A 15,653-nucleotide genomic window follows, 5' to 3' on the forward strand; every position below is an offset into this window, starting at 1 on the left:
TGTGTCCGTCCGCTTCATAGCGCTTGTAGCAAGCGTAATCCGAATGCATCGTCCTGCGCGTTCCAGCCATGGCTGACGCGCAGGCCGGCTTCGGCGGCCATCGCGCCGAAGCTGCGGTCGGTGTACTTGTGGCTGTATTCCACCTGCATCGCTTCGCCGGCGGCGAAGGCGAAGCGGTGTCCGCCCACATGCACCTGCTGCGCGCATTGGCTGACCAGGAAGGTCTCGATGCGCTGCTCTGCGAGTGCGTACACCGCGCGGTGGCGGAATTGTTCCAGGTCGAAGTCGCTGCCGATTTCGCGGTTGAGACGGCGCAGCAGGTTCAGCGTGAACGCAGCGGTGACACCTAAGGCATCGTTGTAGGCCGCCTCTAGCACTGCGGGATCCTTGACCAGATCGATGCCGATCAGTGCGCAGCCGTCCTCGCGCATGGTCGTGCGTATCGAGCGCAGCAGTGCGATGCCGTCCTCGCGGGTGAAATTGCCCAGGGTCGAGCCGGGGAAAAACACCAGTGTGCGGCGTGCGTCGCGTTGTGGCGCTGGTAGCGGGACTGGTGTCGTGAAGTCGGCGCACACCGGCAGCATCTCAATGTGCGGGAAGCATTCGGCCAAGCGCGCGGTGCTGGACATCAGTATGTCGCGCGCCATTTCGATTGGGGTATAGGCTACCGGCGCGCGCAGGCCGTCCAGCAACAGTTGTGTTTTGCGTCCGCTGCCGCTGCCCAATTCCACCACATGCGCGCCGATGCCCACGGCCTGCGCAATCGATGGCATATGCGCTTCCAGCAGGCTCAACTCAATACGGGTCAGGTAATACTCGGGCTGGTGGGTGATCGCTTCGAACAGGCGCGAGCCTTCGGCGTCGTAGAAATACTTGGACGGCAATTGCTTGGGTGTGCGCGACAATCCAGTGATTGCATCGGCGATGATGTCGTCCGGCGGTGGATGCAGGTCGGTCAATGCGGTTTCGGTCAGGGCACGGGCGGTTGCGGCATTCATGCGGGATCCTTGGCCAGGCGCACGCCGGCGAACTGCCACCGTGCATCGGAGGGAAAGAAATTGCGGTAGCTGGCGCGGATGTGGTCGTGCGGCGTGGCGCAGCTACCGCCACGCAACACCCATTGCGCGTTCATGAACTTGCCGTTGTATTCGCCCAGCGCGCCCGACCACGGGCGAAACCCCGGATACGGCAGATAGGCACTGCCGGTCCACTCCCAGACATCGCCGAACAACTGTTGCAGCCCGGTTTCCGTCGGCGTCGATGGTTGCGGGTGCAGCGCATCGGCATCGGCGAAGTTGCCCGCGATGGCGATGCCGGCGGCGGCCTGTTCCCACTCCGCCTCGGTCGGCAGGCGTGCGCCGGCCCAGCGTGCGTAGGCATCGGCCTCGAACAGACTCAGGTGGCACACCGGCGCGTGCGGATCGCGCTCGCGCCATCCGCCCAGGGTGAACTCGCGCACGCCGTCAGTGTGCCAGTACAGCGGCCGCTGCCAGTCCTCGGCGTTGCGTCGCGCCCAGCCGTCGTTGAGCCACAGGCCGACGCTGTGATAGCCCCCGTCGGCGATGAACTCGGCGTACTCGGCATTGCTCACCGGACGGCTTGCCAGCGCATGCGCTGGCACCAGCACGCGGTGCCGCGGCGACTCGTTGTCGTAGGCGAAGTCCACATGCGCCGGCCAGGCGGCGGCGCCGATCGTGCAGAGCTGCTCGTCGCGCTGGAGCCAGCGCAAACGGGTGGCCGGTGCGCGGTGTACGCGCAAGTCCGAACGGTATGCCGGCCCCAGCGGGTTACGCCAGAACGCGTGCTTGATGTCGGTCAGCAGCAATTCCTGGTGCTGTTGTTCGTGCTGCAGCCCCAATTCCAGCGCCTGCAGCGTCTGCGGCGGCAGGGTGCCCTGCTGTAACCGCGCCAGCACGCGCGTTTCGATTTCGCTGCGATAGTCCAGTACCTGCGCCAGCGATGGACGCGACAGCAGGCCGCGGTGCGGTCGTGCGTGCGCCGGGCCGAGGCTTTGGTAGTAGCTGTTGAACAGGTAGTCCCACTGCGGGTCCAGCGGGCGGTAGGCGGGGTCGGCCGCCAATACGAAGCGTTCGAAGAACCAGGTGGTGTGTGCCAGATGCCATTTGGCCGGACTGGCGTTCTCCATGCTCTGCACCATGGCGTCTTCGTCGCTCAACGGTGCGGCCAGTTGCCAGCTGCGTTGGCGCACCTGGAGCAGGCGTGCCGTCAGTGTGGCAGTGGAGAGCGTGGGCGAAGTTGATGCCGCCGGAGAGGTTGCTTGCATCGACGCAGTTTTGGGGGACTGCTGTGAATATTTCGTCACGCATGGCGGATTCTGGCGATACGCTTGGACGATGTCTACAGCGGCTTCCAGCATCGAGACGCGCGATCTGCGCACGGCGTGCGTGGTCGATTTGCCTGCGGCGCCGGGTGCTTTCGTGTTGCCGGCCGGGGTGCGCTATCTGGACACGGCCAGCAAGGGGCCGCGCTTGGCTAGCGTGCTGGCGGCGGGTCAGGTGGCGCTGGCCGATTCGATTGCGTCGTGGCGCTTGTCTTTCGACGATTGGCGCGCGCAGATCGAGCGACTGCGTGTGCTGGCCGCGGCCACGGTGTTCGAACACGATCATGATGGTGTGGCGATGGTGCCATCGGCGGCCTACGGCTTGGCCATCGCCGCGCGACAGGTACCGTTAGCCAAGGGCGATGCGGTGTTGCTGCTCGATGGCCAGTTTCCATCGAATCTGCTGGTGTGGCAGCAGCGTTGCGCCGAGACCGGCGCGCATTTGGCGGTGGTAAGGCGCGCGCCGGGGCAGGGCTGGACCGAGGCGGTACTTGCAACGCTGGATGCGCAGCCGCGTGTGCGTGTGGCTGCGTTACCTAACGCATACTGGCGCGATGGCGCGCTGCTGGATCTGGACAGGATCGCGCCGCGCGTGCATGCGGCGGGGGCGATGCTGGTGCTGGATCTGAGTCAAAGCCTGGGTGTGCTGCCGGCGCGGCTGGCGGCGTGGCGACCGGACTTCGTCGTGGCGGTCGGGCATAAATGGTTGCTCGGGCCGATGGGCTTAGCCTGGCTGTGGGTCTCGCCGCACTGGCGGGCGCACGGCGTGCCGTTCGAACAGCATTGGCAAGCGCGCGATCCTGGTGGCGACTGGGATTTCCCGACTGACGCGCCGCCACGCTACCGTGCCGGCGCGCGTCGCTTCGATGCCGGTGGGGTCGCCGATCCACTGCGTCTAGCGATGGCGCACGCGGCCATGCAGCAAGTGCAGCATTGGCAGCCGACGCGCATCGCCAAGCGGCTGGGCGAACTGAGCGCGGCGTTCGCAGGCGCGTTGTTGGCGCAGGGACTGGGCGACTGGATCACGCCCGGGCACGCGCCGCATGTGTTCGCACTGCGACCGCCGCCGGCGGCCTTGCAGCGCTTGTTGCCGTGGCGAGAGCGTGCGCAGGTGATCTGCACCTATCGTCACGGCGCTTTGCGCATCGCGCCGTATCTGCACTTGGAGATCGCAACGATGCACGACCTCGCTGTCGAGATGCGCATGGTCGCACGCGCCTGAGTGCGGCCACGTGCGGCTTCAGTGTCGTGCGGCCAGCCGCAGACCGCGTGGGGTCAGCCAGCGTTCCAGTCCTTCGAACAGACCCTGCACCAACAGCGCCAGAGCGGCGGCCGGCACCGCGCCTTCCAGAATCAGGCCGAGGTCGTCCAGGCGGATGCCGGTGAGAATCGGCTGGCCGTAGCCGCCGGCGCCAATCAGGGCGCCCAGCGTGGCGGTGCCGACATTGATCACCGCGGCGGTCTTGATCCCGGCTAGGATGGTGCGCATGGCCAATGGCAGTTCGATCCGCCATAGCCGTGTGCTCGCCGGCAGGCCGATCGCCGCGGCGGTTTCGCGCAATTCGCGGGCGATGCCGGTCAGGCCGGCGTGGGTGTTGCGCACGATCGGCAGCAAGCTATAGAGGAACAGCGCGGCGATCGCCGGTTTCGCCCCGATGCCGAACAGCGGGATCATGAACACGAACACCGCCAGCGAGGGTAAGGTTTGCAAGACGCCGGTCAGTGCCAGCAGCGCCTGACCGAGCCGCGGTCGTTGTGCGGCGAGGATGCCCAGCGGCAACGCCGCCAATAGCGCCAGCCCCAGCGATAATCCGACCAGGGTCAGATGCTCGCGGGTGCGTTGCAGCAGCCGCAACAGGCGCCCGTCCTGCGCGGGTGCGGAAATTCCCAGCCAGTCCGCGGCGACCGCGCTCTCGGCGCGCTTGTGTAGTTTGACCTCGGCATTGAGCCGCTGCATTGTCGCCGCGTCGATGCGCCCGCCCAGGCTCTGTAGCGCCTGTACGAAGCGTGGCGCGCGTTGTGCCAAATCCTGGCGGTAAACGAAGACTGCGGCATAGCGCGGGAAGTAATGCCGGTCGTCCAGCAGCACCCGCAGGTCGTGCGCGGGGATGTCGGCGTCGGTGCTGTACAGGTCGGTGAGATCGATTGCGCCGCTGTCCAGTGCGCGGTAGGCCAGGTCGTGGTCCAAGCCGGTGGGGATCTGTGGCAACCGGTAGGCGGCGCGCATGCCGGGCCAGCCGTCTGCGCGCGAGATGAATTCGTTGCTCAGGCCGAACTTCAGTGCCGGATGCGCGGGGAGGTCGGAAAGACGGGTGATGCCCAACGCTTGCGCGCCCGCGCGGCGCATGCCCAAAGCATAGGTGTTGTCGAAGCCCAATGGCGCGCTCATCGCCAGGCCGCGCTGGGCCAGCGCGCGGCGCAGCGTGGCGTCGTCGGCAGCGGGCAACTGCAGCAGTTCCGTCGCCAGGGTGCCGGTGTATTCGGCGTAAGCGTCGATTGAGCCCTGTTGCAGCGCGCGCCACAGGATGCGGGTGCCGCCGAGTTGACGCCGGTGCTCGACCTCCACCCCAGCCTGGCGCCCGGCGCCGGCGGCGATTTCCCCCAGGATCACCGCTTCGGTGAAGTTCTTGGAGCCGACCACGACCCGTTCCGGCCTCGCCTGGGCCGGAACAGCCAGCAGTGCGACCACCACGCCGAGCAGGGCGTCGCGGGCCAGCCGCAGCGTGATCATCGTGCCTCCAACAGGGTACGTTGCGCGTGCAGGAACTGGCCGACGAACGGATCGACTGGAGACTCCAGCAGGGTGCGTGCACTGCCTTGTTGCAGCACGCGGCCGCTACGCATCAGCACCAGGGTGTCGCCCAAGTAGGCGGCCTCGGCGACGTCATGGGTGACCAGTACGACGGTCTTGCCGAGCAACGCGAACAGCTCGCGCATTTGCGTTTGCAGTTCGTGGCGCACGATCGGGTCGAGCGCGCCCAGTGGTTCGTCCAATAGCAGCACTGGCGGATCCAGCAGCAACGCGCGCATCAGCCCCACACGTTGTCGCTGGCCGCCGGACAATTCGGCTGGATAGCGTGCCAGCAGCGGTTCCGGCAGGCGACACAGGGCCGCCAATTCGCGCAGGCGTGCCTCGATTCGAGGCCGTTTCCAGCCCAGCGTGCGCGCCAGCAACGCGGCGTTGTCGCGCGCGCTCAGGTGCGGAAACAGTCCGCCTTCCTGAATCACGTAGCCGATGCGCCGACGTTGCCCCAGCAAGGTGGCGCGGCGTAGTGGTTCGCCCTGGAAGCGGACCTCGCCGCTATCGGGCCATTCCAGTCCGAGCAGCATCCGCAGCACGCTGGACTTGCCGGCACCGCTGGGGCCGATCAGGGCAGTGGTGCGGCCGGTGTCGATACGCAGATCGACCCGGTCCAGCGCCAGCGTGTCGCCGTAACGGCGGGTGACCCGATGCAGTTCGAACATGCTCGCAGCATAGCCGCTGGCGCTCGCGCCATGGCTGCCCAGGTTCGCGCCAGGAAGAACATCAGGCCGAGCGAGGCCGTCGTGCAGCAGCAAGGACGCGATGGTAATGCGGCACAGCCATGCCACAACGCGGCAAGGGCCTGGCGGCCCCTGTCGGTGGATGCGTTGCGGTATGGATCAGGCGGCGTGGATCAGTTGGTCATCTGCGAGTTGGATTGCCCGGTCGCGGCGGATTTTTCGCCGGCGAACGGATTGAGCTTGCGGATCATCCACGGGTACTTTGGCCACTGACCGCTCAGCCAGGGATGCTTTGGATCGTTGAGTTCCAGTACCCGGCGCGCGTCGGCGGCCAGGGCCTTGTTGCCCAGGTGGGTATAGGCATCGGCCAATACCGCTACCGCGTCATATTGGAATGCGCTTTGCGGGTATGTCTCCAACAGATAATTGGCGCGCGAGGTGGCCGACACCCAGGCGCCGCGCCGCAGGTAATACAGCGCATTGTCCAGTTCGTGCTGCGCGAATACGTTGCGCAGCGCGATCATGCGTTCGCGCGCGTCGGCGGCATAGCGGCTGTTGGGGTAGCGATCGGTGACGGTGTTGAAGTCGGCATAGGCCTGCTGCGGGGTGGACAGGTCGCGGCGGCTGGGGTCCAGCGACCACAGCCGGCGCAGGAACACCGTATCGCGGTTTGAATTGGACAACCCGCGCAAGTAATACATGTAGGCGATGTTGCGCTGGGTCGGGTACGTGCGGATGAAACGGTCGATGGTGGACACCGCGTCGTCGTGCTTGCCGGCCTTGTACTGGGCGTAGGCGCTTTCGATCATCGCCTGCTCGGTGTACTGACCATAGGGGTACTGCGCGATCAGACGTTTGAAGCTGTGATCGGCGCCGGACCAGTTGCCGCTTTCCATTTGTGCGTGCCCCTTCTGGTACAACTGCTCCACCGGCATCCCTTCTTCGGGGTCCTTCTTGTGGCGGTGGCAACCCGTCGCCACGACCAGCGTGACCAGCAGCAGGGCGATGAAACGGACGTGCGCGGACAGCGGGACGGAGCGTCGGATCATGGGTTCGGGCGGGACACGGCAGGAATACGAGGGGGCGATGATAGCCTAGTGGCCTGTCCTGCGACTGACTACGGCCGTCGCACCCCCCTGTTCCCCGACCGATCCGTCTCCCTGCCAATGCCAAATACCCTCCCGGACTTCCCCGAGGATGCCGCCAGCGACGGCCCGCGCCAGGCGCGCGTGCCCGACCATGCCGCCGGCCGCCGCTTCGATGCGGTGCTGGCCGAATTGTTTCCCGAATACTCGCGCTCGCGCCTGGCCGAATGGATCAAATCCGGCGATGCCCTGCTCGACGGCGCCCCGGCGCGGCCGCGCGACCCGCTGCGCGGCGGCGAGATCGCCAGCCTGCACGCGGTGCTGGATACACAGACCCATGCCTTGCCGGAGGACATTGCGCTGGAGGTGCTGTACGAGGACGATCAGGTCATCGTGCTGAACAAACCGGCCGGGCTGGTGGTGCATCCGGGCGCCGGTAATCCGGGCGGCACCCTGGTCAACGCGCTGTTGTACCGCGACCCTGGGTTGTCGGCGTTGCCGCGCGCCGGCATCGTGCACCGCCTGGACAAGGACACCAGCGGCGCCATGGTGGTGGCGCGGACTCTGCAGGCGCACACCGCGCTGGTGGCGCAACTGGCCGCGCGCCAAGTGCATCGGCAGTATCTGGCGCTGGTGGTCGGAGCGCTGGTTTCCGGTGGTACCGCCAACGCGCCGATCGACCGCCATCCGCGCGACCGTCTGCGCATGGCGGTGCGCGAGGATGGCCGCGACGCACTCACCCATTACCGGTTGCGCGAACGCTTCCGCGCACACACGGCGCTGGAATGCCGCCTGGAGACCGGGCGTACTCACCAGATCCGCGTGCATATGGCCCACCTCAAGCACCCGATCATCGGCGATCCGTTGTACGGCGGTCCGCTGAAACTGCCCAAGGGGGCCGCCGATCCACTGATCGCCGAATTGCGCGGTTTCAAACGTCAGGCGCTGCATGCCGAGATCCTGGAGTTCAAGCATCCGTTGCATGGCGAACCGGTGCGTGTCACGGCCGCGGTACCGGCCGACCTGCAGCGCTTGCTGGCGGCGCTGCGTGCCGATGCGCAGTTGGCCGCCGAGCAGGCGCGGCGCTGACCATGGCGCGGCTGTCTGCATTGCATCTGCGCAGAGCGGCGCCGATGACCGACTTTGCCTTGCCTGCCGATTGGCCGGCCCCGCCTGGAGTGCGCGCGTTCACCACGCTGCGTGGCGGTGCCGGCGCCTCGCTGCCGCCGTTCGACCGTTTCAACCTGGGCAATCGCAGTGCCGCCGACGGCGACGATCCGACCACCGTGCAGCGCAACCGCGAGGCATTGATCGCCGGCTTGGCGCTGCCGTCGTCGCCGCACTGGCTGCGGCAAGTGCATGGGGTACAGGTACGGCGTTTCGAGCAGCCGCCGACGGCGCATGGCATCGATGCCGAACCCAGCGCCGACGCCGCAGTGACCGCCGAACCCGGCGTGGTATTGGCGATCCTGACCGCCGATTGCTTGCCGGTAGTGTTCGCCGCGTGCGACGGTAGCGAAATCGGCGCCGCGCACGCCGGCTGGCAAGGCCTGGCCGGCGGCGTGCTCGAAGCGACCGTCGCCGCGTTGCGCACGCCGCCGTCGCGATTGCAGGCCTGGCTGGGGCCGGCCGCTGGCCCGCAGCGCTACGAGGTCGGCGTCAACGTGCGCGAGGCGTTTCTGCAGCACGATGCGGCGGCGGCCAGCGCCTTCGTCGCCACCCGTCCAGGACATTGGAACGTGGATCTGTATGCGCTGGCGCGGCAACGCCTGGCCGCGGCCGGACTGAACCCGGCGCAGGTGTACGGCGGCGGCCTGTGTACCATCGCCGACGTGTTGCGCTTCTATTCCTATCGTCGCGACGGTCGCACCGGGCGCATGGCGACGTTGGCGTGGATCGCGGACTGAGCGCGTCGCTGTTCGCACAGGTGCTGGGGCCGGCGTTCGCGCAGTTGCCGCCGGTGCTGCGTGCGCAGCGGCAGAACGTCCATCGTGTGGCAGCGCAAGGCCGCCGCTGGCGTCAGCGTTCCAGTGCCTGCAGATAGCGCTGGCGCCAGACGCCGATATCGTGCTTGCGCAGGTGGTCCATCATCGCTTGCCAGCGTTCGATGCGCTGCGCCTTGGGCAGCGACGCGGCGGTGGCGATGGCGTCGGCGACGCCGTCCAGATCGTGCGGATTCACCAGCAGCGCATCCTTCAGTTCGTTGGCCGCACCGGCCAGCAGCGACAGGATCAGCACGCCGGGATTTTCCGGGTCCTGTGCGGCCACATATTCCTTGGCGACCAGATTCATGCCGTCGCGCAGCGGCGTCACCAGGCCGATGTGCGCGGCGCGGTAGAAACCGGTGAGCGTGGCGTGGGTGAAGTTGCGGTTGACGTAGCGTAGCGGGGTCCATTCCGGTTTGGCATGGCCACCGTTGATGTGGCCGGCGATCTGTTCGAGCTGGTTGCGCAGTTGCTTGTACTCGGGGACTTCGCCGCGTGAAACCGGGGCGATTTGCAGGTAGGTCAGGCTGCCGCACTGTTTCGGGTGCCGCTCGAGATAGCGCTCGAAACCGAGGAAGCGCTCCGGCAAGCCTTTCGAGTAGTCCAGCCGGTCCACGCCGATTGCCAGTTGGCGCTCGCGCAGGCTGTTGCGCAGATCGCGCACCGCACGTTTGGACATCGCCGCGCGCGCCTGCTGCGCGATCAACGCGGTATCGATGCCGATCGGAAACATCGCGGCGCGAAAGCGGCGAGCGCCGGGTGCTTCCAAGAGGCCATCCTTGACTACTTTGCCGCCGCCGAACAGGCGCACGTAGGCCTGAAAACGGTCCACATCGCGTTGGGTCTGAAAGCCAACCAGATCGTAGGCGTAAAAGTCGCAGAACAACTGCGCGTGCTCGGGCAACGCCTGAATCAGGTCGGCAGAGGGAAAAGGTACGTGCAGAAAAAAGCCGATGCGACAACCGATGCCGCGTTCGCGGAGATAGGCGCCCAGCGGGATCAGGTGGTAATCGTGGATCCACAGCGTATCGTCTTCGCGCAACAGCGGCGCCAGCTTCTCGGCGAATAGTGCGTTGACCCGGCGATAGCACGCGCGGGTGGCGCGGTCGTAATCGACTAGGTCCAGACGGAAGTGCAGCAACGGCCAGAGTGTGCGGTTGGCGAAGCCGTTGTAGTAGCCATCCAGGTCCGGGCGGTTCAGATCCATGGTGACGAAACGGATGGGCCCTTTGCTCTGTTCGTGCAATGCGCCACTGTCGCCGCGCACGGTCTTGCCACTCCAGCCGAACCACATGCCGCCGCGTTCCTTCAGTGCGGCGAGCAGGCCCACCGCCAGGCCACCGGCGTGGTTCTCGCCCGGCACGGCCACGCGGTTGGACACCACCACCAATCGGCTCATGAAGCCTCCTGCCAGCTACGCGACAAGCGCATCGCGGCGATGATCAGGCCGACGTGCGAATAGGTCTGCGGGAAATTGCCCCAGGCTTCGCCGTTGTCGAAGGCCAGGTCTTCCGAAAGCAGTCCCAGGTGGTTGCGTCGCGCGAGGATGCGTTCGAACAGTTCGCGTGCCTCGTCCGTGCGCCCGATCGCGGCCAGGGCGTCGATGTACCAGAACGTGCAGATGGTGAAGCTGGTTTCCGGTGCGCCGAAGTCATCCGGTGCCACGTAGCGGTATAGCGCGTCGCCGTGCTTGAGGTCGCGCCCGATCGCCTCGACTGTGGCGATGAAGCGCGGATCGTCAGCAGCGATCAAGCCGATGTCGGCCAACAGCAGCAGCGAAGCGTCCAGCCGATGGCCGTTGAAGGTATCGGTGAAGTGGCCCAACTGCGGACTCCATGCCTCGGCCAAGACGCGTTCGCGGATGCGCTCGGCGCGCTCGCGCCAGTATGTCACTCGGTCTTCCAAACCCAGGCGTGCGGCGATCTTGGCCAGGCGGTCGCAGGCGGCCCAGCACATCGCGCTGGTGTAGGTATGCACTTCGGCCCGGCCACGGAATTCCCACAGCCCCGCGTCGGGCACGTCGTGCAGGGCGAAGGCGTGCTCGCCCAGCGGCTCCAGGCGCAGGAAGGTGTGGATGTCGCCCTGATCTTTCAGGCGCAGGTCGAAGAACAGTTGCGTGGAGGCCAGCACCACGCTGCCGTACACGTCGTGCTGCTTCTGGATCCAGGCCAGATTGCCGCGCCGCACCGGGCCCATGCCGCGGTAGCCGGCCAGCGAGGTGACCTCGTGTTCTTCCAACGCCGCTTCGAAAGCAATGCCGTACAACGGTTGCAGGCTGCCGTCGGTGGTGGCGATGTTGAAGATGTAGCCCAGGAACTGCTCCATCGTGCGGGTGGCGCCGAGCCGGTTTAGCGCACGCACCACGAAGGCGGCATCGCGCAGCCAGCAGTAGCGGTAGTCCCAGTTGCGTGGCGTATCCGGCGCCTCCGGGATGGAGGTGGTCATCGCGGCGATGATCGCGCCACTGTCCTCGTACTGGCACAGTTTCAGCGTGATCGCGCTGCGGATCACCGCCTCCTGCCAATCCAGCGGCACCGACAGGTAGCGTACCCATTCGCGCCAGTATTCCTCGGTGCGTTCCTGCGCCTCCTGGACGTAGCCGGTCAGTGAGCGGGTCAAGGATTCGTCCACGCCCAGCACTAGATGGACGGGATGGCTGAGTACGAAAGCGCGTTCGTCGCGGATGAAGCGCACCGGGACGTCCGTGGTCAGGCGCAGGGTGAAATCCGGCAGCAGCCAGCGCACGTGGTTGCTGCCCCAGGTACTTTCGGGTTTGTGCGCGCCCCAGTCGGCCAGTGGCCGTGCCAGCACCCGAATGCGCGGGTTGCCGGTCAGTGGTCGCACCTGACGGATGATGCTCACGGGACGGTAGAAGCGTCCGTTGTTGCGCCAGCGCGGCGCGAAATCGATCACTTCCACCGAACCGCCATACGTATCGCGCAGAACGGTGCGCAGGATCGCGGTGTTGGTCAGATACTGCTGGTCGCTGTCGACGAAGTCTTCCAGTTCGATGCTGAAGTCGCCGCCCGGGTGCGCGCGCGGAGACAGCAGCGCGCAGAATGCGGGGTCCCCGTCGAATGCTGGCAGACAACTCCATACCACGCTGGCGCGCTTGTCGATCAGTGCGCCGAAGCTGCCGTTGCCTATCACGCCGAGGTCAAGGTTGGGGGAGTTCATGGAGTGGACGTGTCCTTGTGCGGAAAGCAGGGGGGAATCGGCGATGGCGGAAGGGCTAGGACGTGCGGGGCGTGGCCGCCTTCTTCATACGGCGTTATCGCGCAACCAGGTGTGGACGCTGTGTGGATCTGGCAGTGCGTAGGTGGCGGCGCTGTCAGCGCGGTGGCCGACCAGCACGCTCCAGCCGCCGGCCTGGTTGGCTGCGGCGAAACCGAATTCGTCGGTGAGGTCGTCGCCGACGAAGACCGGGCGGCGTCCATGGAACGGCGGCTGCAACAGCAGCGTGGTTACCGCGACGCCCTTGTCGCTGCCCTCGGGAACGAATTCGATTACATGGTCACCGGGTTGCAGGCGATAGCCGGGGAGGCTGGCGATCTGCTCGCGGGCGAAGGCCAGTATTTGCTCGGCGGCGGCCGGTGTCGCACGCCAGTGCAGTGCCAAGCTGGCGCCTTTGTCCTCGATCAGCACGCCCGGATAGGTTTGGCGCAGCAGCGCGGCGCGCGTCTGCAGCATGCGCAGCCATGGTCCGGTGTCGGTGGAGATCGTGGCGCGCGCTGTGGCATCGGCGCGTAGTTCGTGGCCGTGCAGCCCGGCCGCAGGCAATCGCAACGGCGCGAACAAGGCATCCAGTTGCGTCAGCGGACGCCCGCTGACCAGCGCCACGGCACCGCCGAGCGATGCGTACAGGCGACCGATCGCCTCGCGCACCTCGGGTAGTAACTGCACCCGCTCGGGGTGTTCGGCAAATGGGATGAGCGTGCCATCCACGTCCAGGAACAATGCACAGGCATCGTCCAGGCGTGGCGGCGGCGGGCGGAGGGGGCGAGCGTCTGCCATTTGCCCATCATCGCCCAGCCGACGTTAGGGAGAAGTTGAGCGAGGCGGCGCCGTCGTCCTCCGCGTGGTATTCGGCTTGCCGATGCGCCGAGGTAGGGTGGCTGAAAAATGTCGCGAGCCGCTGTCGGGCGGCGCGGACAGTGCGCAGGAACCGTGGTGTACACGGGGGTACACGAGGATTCCGTGCACTGTTCGCGCTCGCCCGATCGCGACGCAGCCGTTTCGTTGGCGACGCTTAGAAGCTGTAGCGCACGCGCCCGTAGTAATACGCGCCATTGCTGCCGATCGGCGACAGCACGTCGTAGGGCAGGTTGCCGAAGTAGGAAATGTCGCTGTTGGAACGGTCGGCGTAGGCGTCGGTGAGATTCTGTCCGCCGATGGCCACGCTCCATTGTGGGGTGAGGCGGTACTCGACTTCGGCGTCGAGTTGCCACTTGGCGCTGTAGGTCTGCTGCGGCGCGAAGCCGCCACCGAAATCGAAGATGCGAGTGGCGCTGCCATAGCGGCTGAGCCGGGTCTGCAACGACCAACGCGTATCGCTCCAGTTCGCGGCCAGTTGTGCGCGCGTACGCGGCGCTGCACCGGTCAGGGTGTTGCGTTCTTCGATGCCGAACAGCACGTAGTCCGGGTTCAGGGCCAGCAACGGCGCCGGCGTGGCAACCACGTTCTGCAATTGGGTCTTGGCATAGCTCCAGGTGCCGGTGAGTTGCAGCTGGCCGTCGCCCAACGCCTGCCGCCAGTTGCCGACCAGCTCGGCACCGCGGGTGCGGGTGTCGGCGGCGTTGACGAAGAAGCTGGTGCTTTGCAGGCCGGCAATGCCGAAACGTTGCGCGACGAAGTCGGTCAGTGCCGCGCCGTCGATGTTTTCCGACAGCGCGATACGCTTGTCGATGTCGATCTGGAACAGGTCCAGCGACAGGTCGAAGTGGGGATCGATGCGGCTGGTGAAACCCAGGCTGTAGTTGACTGATTTTTCCGGTTGCAGCGTGCGTGCGCCGAGCGCCTGTGCGATTGGGTTGTCCACCGACAGCAACCGGCCCTGCAGCAGGCGTCCGGCGGCGTCGTAGCCGCTGGAGCTGGCCTCGTAGCCGATCTGGCTCAGCGATGGCGCGTGGAAGTTGTTGGAAATCGCACCGCGCAGCGCGAAGGCGGGCGCGAATTCGTAGCGCGCGGCAAGCTTGCCGGTGAGTTCGCTGCCGAAGTCTTGGTAATGCTCGTAGCGCGCGGCCAGATCGGTGGAGAGTTTTTCGCCGAACTGGCTGGACAGGCTGGCGTAGAGACTGGCGACATTGCGCGACAGGTCGGTTGCGTCCTGTGGCGTCAGTCCGCCGCCGGCTTGGGCGCCGGTGGGACGGTCGATGTAGGGGCCGGCGGCGTAGCTGGCCGGATCGCCGGGCCGGGTGCGGTAATGCTCGCGGCGCAGTTCCACGCCGGTGCCGAGCGTGTGGGTGGCGCCAGCGGCGTCGAGGCTACGGCTCAGGTCGAGGTTGGCCACGCCTTGCGCGAAAGCGTAGTCGCCGGTCTTGAAGCGGGTCGGGCTACCGGGGCCCAGCGAAGCGTTGAGCGAGTGCTTCAGCCGGTAGGTGAAATCGTTGCGGCCATAGTCGAGGCTGGCATCGTAGGTCCAGTCGCCCCATTGTCCGCGTGCGCCGCTGACGCCTTGCACGTCGCGGTTTTCGCCCAGCGACACCGGCCGGTAACCGGTGGGGTAGACCTGGAGCCAGTTGGCGACGCTGTCGGGATAACGGAAATAATTGGCGCCCTGGGTGTCGCGCTGGTTGTAGGTGCCGAAGAAATAGATCTCGCTGCCCTGGCCGAACGGCACTTTGCCGTTGATCCAGCCGTTGAGGTCCTTGCTGGCGCCATCGCCGAGCACGTAATTACGCTTGCCGGCCAGTGCCAGATTGGCGGGGGTTTGCGCTTCGAACGGCGGAATCTCATCGAAGCCGGCACGGTTGGTGCCGTCGTGGTGTTTGAGTTCCAGGCCTACCTTGAAAAAGCCGCCATCCTCGCCCAGGCGAGTACCGACCTTGCCGCTGGCATAGCCGGTCTGGCCGTCGGTGAGGGTGCGGTGGATCGGCTTCACGTCGGTATGGTTGGCGCCGTAGCTGGTTTCCACTGCGCCGCTGTCCGGATCGTCGTCGAGGATCACGTTGATCACCCCGGCCACCGCGTCGGAACCGTACTGCGCGCCGGCGCCGTCGCGCAGCACTTCGATGCGCTTGATCGCGCTGATCGGGATGGAATTGAAATCCACCGGCGTGGTGCCCTTGCCGATCTTGCTGTCGGTATTGACCAGGGCCGAGGTATGGCGGCGCTTGCCATTGATCAGCACCAGCACCTGATCGGGCGAGAGCCCGCGCAACTGCGCGGCGCGGACGTGGTCGGCGCCACCGGAATTGGACTGGCGCGGGAAATTGAACGACGGCAGCAGCGCTTGCAGCGCGCTGCCGAGTTCGCCGTTGACCACGCCGGCGCGGCGGATGTCCTCGGCGCTGAGCACGTCCACCGGCGCGGTGGATTCGAGCACGGTGCGACCGCTGGCGCGGGTGCCGGTGACGATGACCGTGTCCAGGTTGGTGGCGGCGGGATCGGCCTGCTGCGCCAGGGCGGGTGCCGACAGGGCCAGGGCGATGGCCAGGCTCAGCGGCGTGGCGAACGGATACGACATGGAACTCTCCTGAAACGATGACCGTGAAGACCAGCGGTGCGTCGTTTCGGGGGCGTCGCTGGTTGGGCTTGCTG

12 protein-coding genes and 1 other RNA gene are annotated in these 15,653 nt (G+C 66.5%); 3 read left to right on the forward strand and 10 right to left on the reverse strand.

The window, feature by feature from the left end; all coding sequences use genetic code 11:
* Window positions 1–14 precede the first annotated feature (14 nt).
* Together egtD and egtB are read right to left on the reverse strand one after the other, a co-directional pair.
* Complete coding sequence (egtD, locus tag XaFJ1_RS03135; protein ID WP_012915217.1) at window positions 15–998, reverse strand: L-histidine N(alpha)-methyltransferase; 984 nt, start codon at window positions 996–998, stop codon at window positions 15–17.
* Window positions 995–2,284 (reverse strand): ergothioneine biosynthesis protein EgtB, encoded by a 1,290-nt coding sequence (gene egtB, locus XaFJ1_RS03140; protein WP_012915218.1) that lies wholly within the window; start codon window positions 2,282–2,284, stop codon window positions 995–997. The genes egtD and egtB overlap by 4 nt, the downstream gene beginning before the upstream one ends.
* A 70-nt stretch (window positions 2,285–2,354) precedes the next feature.
* Here egtB and XaFJ1_RS03145 point away from each other — a divergent pair, with 70 nt between their 5' ends.
* On the forward strand, window positions 2,355–3,563 hold the full coding sequence (locus tag XaFJ1_RS03145) for an aminotransferase class V-fold PLP-dependent enzyme (protein WP_012915219.1): 1,209 nt from the start codon (window positions 2,355–2,357) through the stop codon (window positions 3,561–3,563).
* Window positions 3,564–3,581: 18 nt separating this feature from the next.
* On the opposite strand, the gene XaFJ1_RS03150 is transcribed toward XaFJ1_RS03145, so the two are convergent.
* The 3 genes from XaFJ1_RS03150 to XaFJ1_RS03160 all read right to left on the reverse strand — a co-directional run bounded on the left by XaFJ1_RS03150 (window position 3,582) and on the right by XaFJ1_RS03160 (window position 6,873).
* Window positions 3,582–5,072 (reverse strand): ABC transporter permease/substrate-binding protein, encoded by a 1,491-nt coding sequence (locus XaFJ1_RS03150; protein ID WP_012915220.1) that lies wholly within the window; start codon window positions 5,070–5,072, stop codon window positions 3,582–3,584.
* Window positions 5,069–5,806 (reverse strand): ATP-binding cassette domain-containing protein, encoded by a 738-nt coding sequence (locus XaFJ1_RS03155; protein WP_012915221.1) that lies wholly within the window; start codon window positions 5,804–5,806, stop codon window positions 5,069–5,071. Before XaFJ1_RS03155 ends, XaFJ1_RS03150 begins: the two co-directional genes overlap by 4 nt.
* Window positions 5,807–5,997: 191 nt before the next feature.
* Complete coding sequence (locus XaFJ1_RS03160) at window positions 5,998–6,873, reverse strand: outer membrane protein assembly factor BamD (RefSeq protein ID WP_012915222.1); 876 nt, start codon at window positions 6,871–6,873, stop codon at window positions 5,998–6,000.
* A gap of 117 nt (window positions 6,874–6,990) precedes the next feature.
* Here XaFJ1_RS03160 and rluD point away from each other — a divergent pair, with 117 nt between their 5' ends.
* Window positions 6,991–7,998 carry a 23S rRNA pseudouridine(1911/1915/1917) synthase RluD gene (gene rluD, locus XaFJ1_RS03165; RefSeq protein ID WP_012915223.1) on the forward strand — a complete coding sequence of 336 codons (1,008 nt, stop codon included), beginning with the start codon at window positions 6,991–6,993 and terminating at the stop codon, window positions 7,996–7,998.
* Window positions 7,999–8,042: 44 nt separating this feature from the next.
* Window positions 8,043–8,816 carry a peptidoglycan editing factor PgeF gene (gene pgeF, locus XaFJ1_RS03170; RefSeq protein ID WP_012915224.1) on the forward strand — a complete coding sequence of 258 codons (774 nt, stop codon included), beginning with the start codon at window positions 8,043–8,045 and terminating at the stop codon, window positions 8,814–8,816.
* A gap of 112 nt (window positions 8,817–8,928) precedes the next feature.
* Here the strand turns inward: pgeF and otsA are convergent, their stop codons facing one another.
* The 5 genes from otsA to XaFJ1_RS03200 form a co-directional block, all read right to left on the reverse strand.
* Window positions 8,929–10,293 carry an alpha,alpha-trehalose-phosphate synthase (UDP-forming) gene (gene otsA / locus XaFJ1_RS03180; protein WP_012915225.1) on the reverse strand — a complete coding sequence of 455 codons (1,365 nt, stop codon included), beginning with the start codon at window positions 10,291–10,293 and terminating at the stop codon, window positions 8,929–8,931.
* Window positions 10,290–12,071: a glycoside hydrolase family 15 protein gene (locus XaFJ1_RS03185; RefSeq protein WP_012915226.1), complete on the reverse strand. Its 1,782-nt coding sequence runs from the start codon at window positions 12,069–12,071 to the stop codon at window positions 10,290–10,292. The genes otsA and XaFJ1_RS03185 overlap by 4 nt, the downstream gene beginning before the upstream one ends.
* Window positions 12,072–12,155: 84 nt before the next feature.
* Window positions 12,156–12,908 carry a trehalose-phosphatase gene (gene otsB, locus XaFJ1_RS03190; RefSeq protein ID WP_012915227.1) on the reverse strand — a complete coding sequence of 251 codons (753 nt, stop codon included), beginning with the start codon at window positions 12,906–12,908 and terminating at the stop codon, window positions 12,156–12,158.
* A 99-nt stretch (window positions 12,909–13,007) separates the two neighbouring features.
* Window positions 13,008–13,082, reverse strand: a non-coding RNA gene (locus XaFJ1_RS03195) — sX9 sRNA.
* A gap of 61 nt (window positions 13,083–13,143) precedes the next feature.
* Window positions 13,144–15,579 (reverse strand): TonB-dependent receptor plug domain-containing protein, encoded by a 2,436-nt coding sequence (locus XaFJ1_RS03200; protein WP_012915228.1) that lies wholly within the window; start codon window positions 15,577–15,579, stop codon window positions 13,144–13,146.
* Between the last annotated feature and the right edge of the window lie 74 nt (window positions 15,580–15,653).

This window comes from Xanthomonas albilineans (genome assembly GCF_009931595.1).
Classification (GTDB): Bacteria; Pseudomonadota; Gammaproteobacteria; order Xanthomonadales; family Xanthomonadaceae; genus Xanthomonas_A; species Xanthomonas_A albilineans.

Coding starts and splice junctions, on each gene's coding strand:
- egtD (WP_012915217.1), bottom strand. CDS start 998: ATGAATGCCGCAACCGCCCGTGCCCTGACCGAAACCGCATTGACCGAC.
- egtB (WP_012915218.1), bottom strand. CDS start 2,284: ATGCAAGCAACCTCTCCGGCGGCATCAACTTCGCCCACGCTCTCCACT.
- XaFJ1_RS03145 (WP_012915219.1), top strand. CDS start 2,355: ATGTCTACAGCGGCTTCCAGCATCGAGACGCGCGATCTGCGCACGGCG.
- XaFJ1_RS03150 (WP_012915220.1), bottom strand. CDS start 5,072: ATGATCACGCTGCGGCTGGCCCGCGACGCCCTGCTCGGCGTGGTGGTC.
- XaFJ1_RS03155 (WP_012915221.1), bottom strand. CDS start 5,806: ATGTTCGAACTGCATCGGGTCACCCGCCGTTACGGCGACACGCTGGCG.
- XaFJ1_RS03160 (WP_012915222.1), bottom strand. CDS start 6,873: ATGATCCGACGCTCCGTCCCGCTGTCCGCGCACGTCCGTTTCATCGCC.
- rluD (WP_012915223.1), top strand. CDS start 6,991: ATGCCAAATACCCTCCCGGACTTCCCCGAGGATGCCGCCAGCGACGGC.
- pgeF (WP_012915224.1), top strand. CDS start 8,043: ATGACCGACTTTGCCTTGCCTGCCGATTGGCCGGCCCCGCCTGGAGTG.
- otsA (WP_012915225.1), bottom strand. CDS start 10,293: ATGAGCCGATTGGTGGTGGTGTCCAACCGCGTGGCCGTGCCGGGCGAG.
- XaFJ1_RS03185 (WP_012915226.1), bottom strand. CDS start 12,071: ATGAACTCCCCCAACCTTGACCTCGGCGTGATAGGCAACGGCAGCTTC.
- otsB (WP_012915227.1), bottom strand. CDS start 12,908: ATGGCAGACGCTCGCCCCCTCCGCCCGCCGCCGCCACGCCTGGACGAT.
- XaFJ1_RS03200 (WP_012915228.1), bottom strand. CDS start 15,579: ATGTCGTATCCGTTCGCCACGCCGCTGAGCCTGGCCATCGCCCTGGCC.